Consider the following 2,594-nt stretch of genomic DNA (forward strand, 5'->3'; position numbering starts at 1 on the left):
GCTGCTGGTGAGCGCTTGCGGGTGTTTCCCGGCTTGTGACAGTGATTCGGGGCCGGTCGCGAACCGGTTTGGGTCGGTTTGTCCTCGTTACCGTTCTGTGACACACCGGGTTCTCGGGGCGGGCCGTCGAACGCTCGAATTCGTCGTCCCGAATCCCTCTGATCAGGCATTTTTGGCTCCGGACGGCGTTCGCGACATGGCAGGATCGACGAGTTCCGAGACGACGGTGTCTCCGCTGTCATCTCGAAAGGCGCCACCCCATGTCGTTCTGGGCCCTCTTCCTCATCGCGCTCGGTGTCTCCGCCGACGCCTTCGCCGTCGCGCTCGGCAAGGGCCTGCACATGAAGCGGTTCAACGTCCGGCAGGCCGTGGTGATCTCGATCGTCTTCGGTCTGTTCCAGGCGCTCATGCCGTTGCTCGGCTGGCTGCTCGGTACGACGTTCGCCCGGTCGATCGCCGCCTACGACCACTGGGTGGCGTTCGGGCTGCTCGCGCTCGTCGGCGGCAAGATGCTCTGGGAAGCGTTCCGCGGGCACGAGGACACCGACGAGGACACTGACCGGCTGCGCATCCGCGAGCTGCTGGTGTTGGCGATCGCGACGAGCATCGACGCCCTCGCCGTCGGCGTCACGCTGGCGTTCCTGCCGGTGTCGATCGGCTGGGCGGTCCTGCTCATCGGCATCACGACCGCGGTCCTGAGCTTCGTCGGCGTCGCCGTCGGCCGCCGGGTCGGTGCCCGCTTCGGCAAGCCGGCCGAGATCGCGGGCGGTGTGGTGCTCATCCTCATCGGCGTGCAGGTCGTCCTCGAGCACACCGGCGTCCTCGGCTGAGTTCGTCGTGAACGCTGGCGGTGGGTGAGAGGATCGCTCCGAACGGCGCAGCCCCACTCCGCGTGGACGAGCAAGCACGGGCAGCAAGAGCGACTGATGGGCAGTCCGCCATTGTGTTCGGCTTCGTTGGGGTCCGGGCAAGTGGGGCGATCGCCGGTTCACTCCACCAGGTACTCACCCCCGAGGAAGGTCGACATGGGCACTCCGACCGAGAACACGGAACCCCGCGATGGCCAGCGGCCGAGCAGGTACCAGTGGCGATACGGACCCGTGCGTCTCGTCATGCCGTGGGCAGCCGTGGTGGTCGGGGCACTGCTCGCGGTCATGCACCGCACGCCGGTGCTCCTGTGGGCAGGAATCGGCCTGATCGCGCTCGGGGTGGCCTTCTTCTTCGTCTACCGCTTCATGGCCAAGCGAGGCATCTGAGCGGGGCTCGCGCCAGCCCTGACGACGACCGCTGATCTGGAAGCCCGGAGCCTCACGCAGGTGCCGCGGCCGAGCGTTCCCGCCCGAAGCATCAAGACTCGTACTCGGGGTCTTCGAGCCATTCGTCCGCGACGCTCAGCGTGGCAGCGTGTGTGTACCCGACGAGCTCGCCCAGGAACTCGGATCGGTTGTAGCTCTCACCGATGGACCGTACGCACCAGGAACCGTCGTCGAGCTTGACCATCATGAAGATCGCTTCCGCCGTCGTCCCCTCGGGCAGAGGTGCCGCCGTCAGTTCCCCGACGAGTTCGCGGAGCGGAACGTTCGGCCGTTCTTCGTTAGTCGACATCCCTGACTCCGTCCCTTGATCAGCGTCGAGCGTAACTGTGCTGGTCAACGGGTTCAACGCTTGCGGCGCAAGAACACGATCACCGCAACGATCACGAGAGCTGCGACGCCAGCGAACCAGAGCGCGGGAGGAATCGAGTTGCCTTGATTCGGATTCACGGCAGCCAACGAAGTGAGCACTGCTGTCATGCTTCCAGGCTAGCGATCACTGAGATCTGACTTGCGCTTCGCGTTCCGGACGACGTGATCGTGAAGCCCGTGTCCCGTTCGGCGATCGGGTCATCAGACGGCTCGGGCGGCGATCCACTCGCGATCGAACTGGCTCTGCCTGTCCATGCGAGGATCAGGCCGTGACTCGTGGGGACACCGACGGAAGCGGACGCACCGGGGCGGGACCGTGGCCGCATGTGCTGCTGGCAGCTGCAGTCGGCGCCGTCGCAGCCCAGTTCACCCACGGCGGTGCCGTCGCCGTTCTGCTGACGGGCTTGCCGGGCTTGGTGGTGCTCGTGATGGTCACGGTGGTGACCGGAGGCGCCCTCGCTGTGTGCGCGGTCCTCGGAACGGGTGCGCGGAAGTTCGCTTGGCTCGGAACCACGGCGCTTCTCGTGGTCCCCGCGGTACTCGTCGTCGACGCCGTCCTCTTCATGCGAGCCGGACCGAGCGATTCCCCCGACGGCCGCTTCTCACCGTCGCCGCTGCTGTGGGTGATCGGCGCGGTGCTCGCTGCCGTCCCGGCTCTGCTGGTGCAGGTGAGCCGTACCGGCGGATCCTCAGACGGTCGGAGCGACTGACACCGCGTCCGCGGGTGAGTCCGACCCATCTGGCTACAGACACCTTGACTGGATTCAGTCATTCGTGACTGAATGCCGGAAGGGTCGCCGCCAGCCGGGCCGCCCGCGGGGCCGCCCGGGGGGGGTGTTGTCGTCGGGGGGCCCCCCCCCCCCCACCGAGCCCCCCCCCCCGCCGCCCCCCCCCCCCCCGGATCCGGGG

Annotated in this window: 5 protein-coding genes; 3 read left to right on the forward strand and 2 right to left on the reverse strand. The window is 67.5% G+C overall.

Annotated elements, in window-relative coordinates; translation table 11 throughout:
- Positions 1-260: 260 nt before the first annotated feature.
- Both QCD68_RS17055 and QCD68_RS17060 read left to right on the forward strand, forming a co-directional pair.
- Positions 261-830 (forward strand): manganese efflux pump MntP, encoded by a 570-nt coding sequence (locus tag QCD68_RS17055; protein ID WP_111074807.1) that lies wholly within the window; start codon positions 261-263, stop codon positions 828-830.
- A gap of 270 nt (positions 831-1,100) precedes the next feature.
- Complete coding sequence (locus QCD68_RS17060; protein WP_301223875.1) at positions 1,101-1,256, forward strand: hypothetical protein; 156 nt, start codon at positions 1,101-1,103, stop codon at positions 1,254-1,256.
- A gap of 91 nt (positions 1,257-1,347) precedes the next feature.
- On the opposite strand, the gene QCD68_RS17065 is transcribed toward QCD68_RS17060, so the two are convergent.
- Both QCD68_RS17065 and QCD68_RS17070 read right to left on the reverse strand, forming a co-directional pair.
- The gene (locus QCD68_RS17065) at positions 1,348-1,605 is read right to left on the reverse strand and encodes a hypothetical protein (RefSeq protein WP_301223876.1); all 258 of its coding nucleotides are present in this window, start codon (positions 1,603-1,605) and stop codon (positions 1,348-1,350) included.
- A gap of 53 nt (positions 1,606-1,658) precedes the next feature.
- Positions 1,659-1,793: a hypothetical protein gene (locus tag QCD68_RS17070; RefSeq protein ID WP_301223877.1), complete on the reverse strand. Its 135-nt coding sequence runs from the start codon at positions 1,791-1,793 to the stop codon at positions 1,659-1,661.
- 218 nt (positions 1,794-2,011) lie between these two features.
- Here QCD68_RS17070 and QCD68_RS17075 point away from each other — a divergent pair, with 218 nt between their 5' ends.
- Entirely contained in the window at positions 2,012-2,395 is a 384-nt protein-coding gene (locus QCD68_RS17075; protein WP_301223878.1) for a hypothetical protein, read from the forward strand.
- Positions 2,396-2,594: the final 199 nt, after the last annotated feature.

The sequence above is a fragment of the Curtobacterium sp. PsM8 genome (assembly GCF_030433875.1).
GTDB lineage: Bacteria > Actinomycetota > Actinomycetes > Actinomycetales > Microbacteriaceae > Curtobacterium.

Coding starts and splice junctions, on each gene's coding strand:
- QCD68_RS17065 (WP_301223876.1), bottom strand. CDS start 1,605: ATGTCGACTAACGAAGAACGGCCGAACGTTCCGCTCCGCGAACTCGTC.
- QCD68_RS17070 (WP_301223877.1), bottom strand. CDS start 1,793: ATGACAGCAGTGCTCACTTCGTTGGCTGCCGTGAATCCGAATCAAGGC.
- QCD68_RS17055 (WP_111074807.1), top strand. CDS start 261: ATGTCGTTCTGGGCCCTCTTCCTCATCGCGCTCGGTGTCTCCGCCGAC.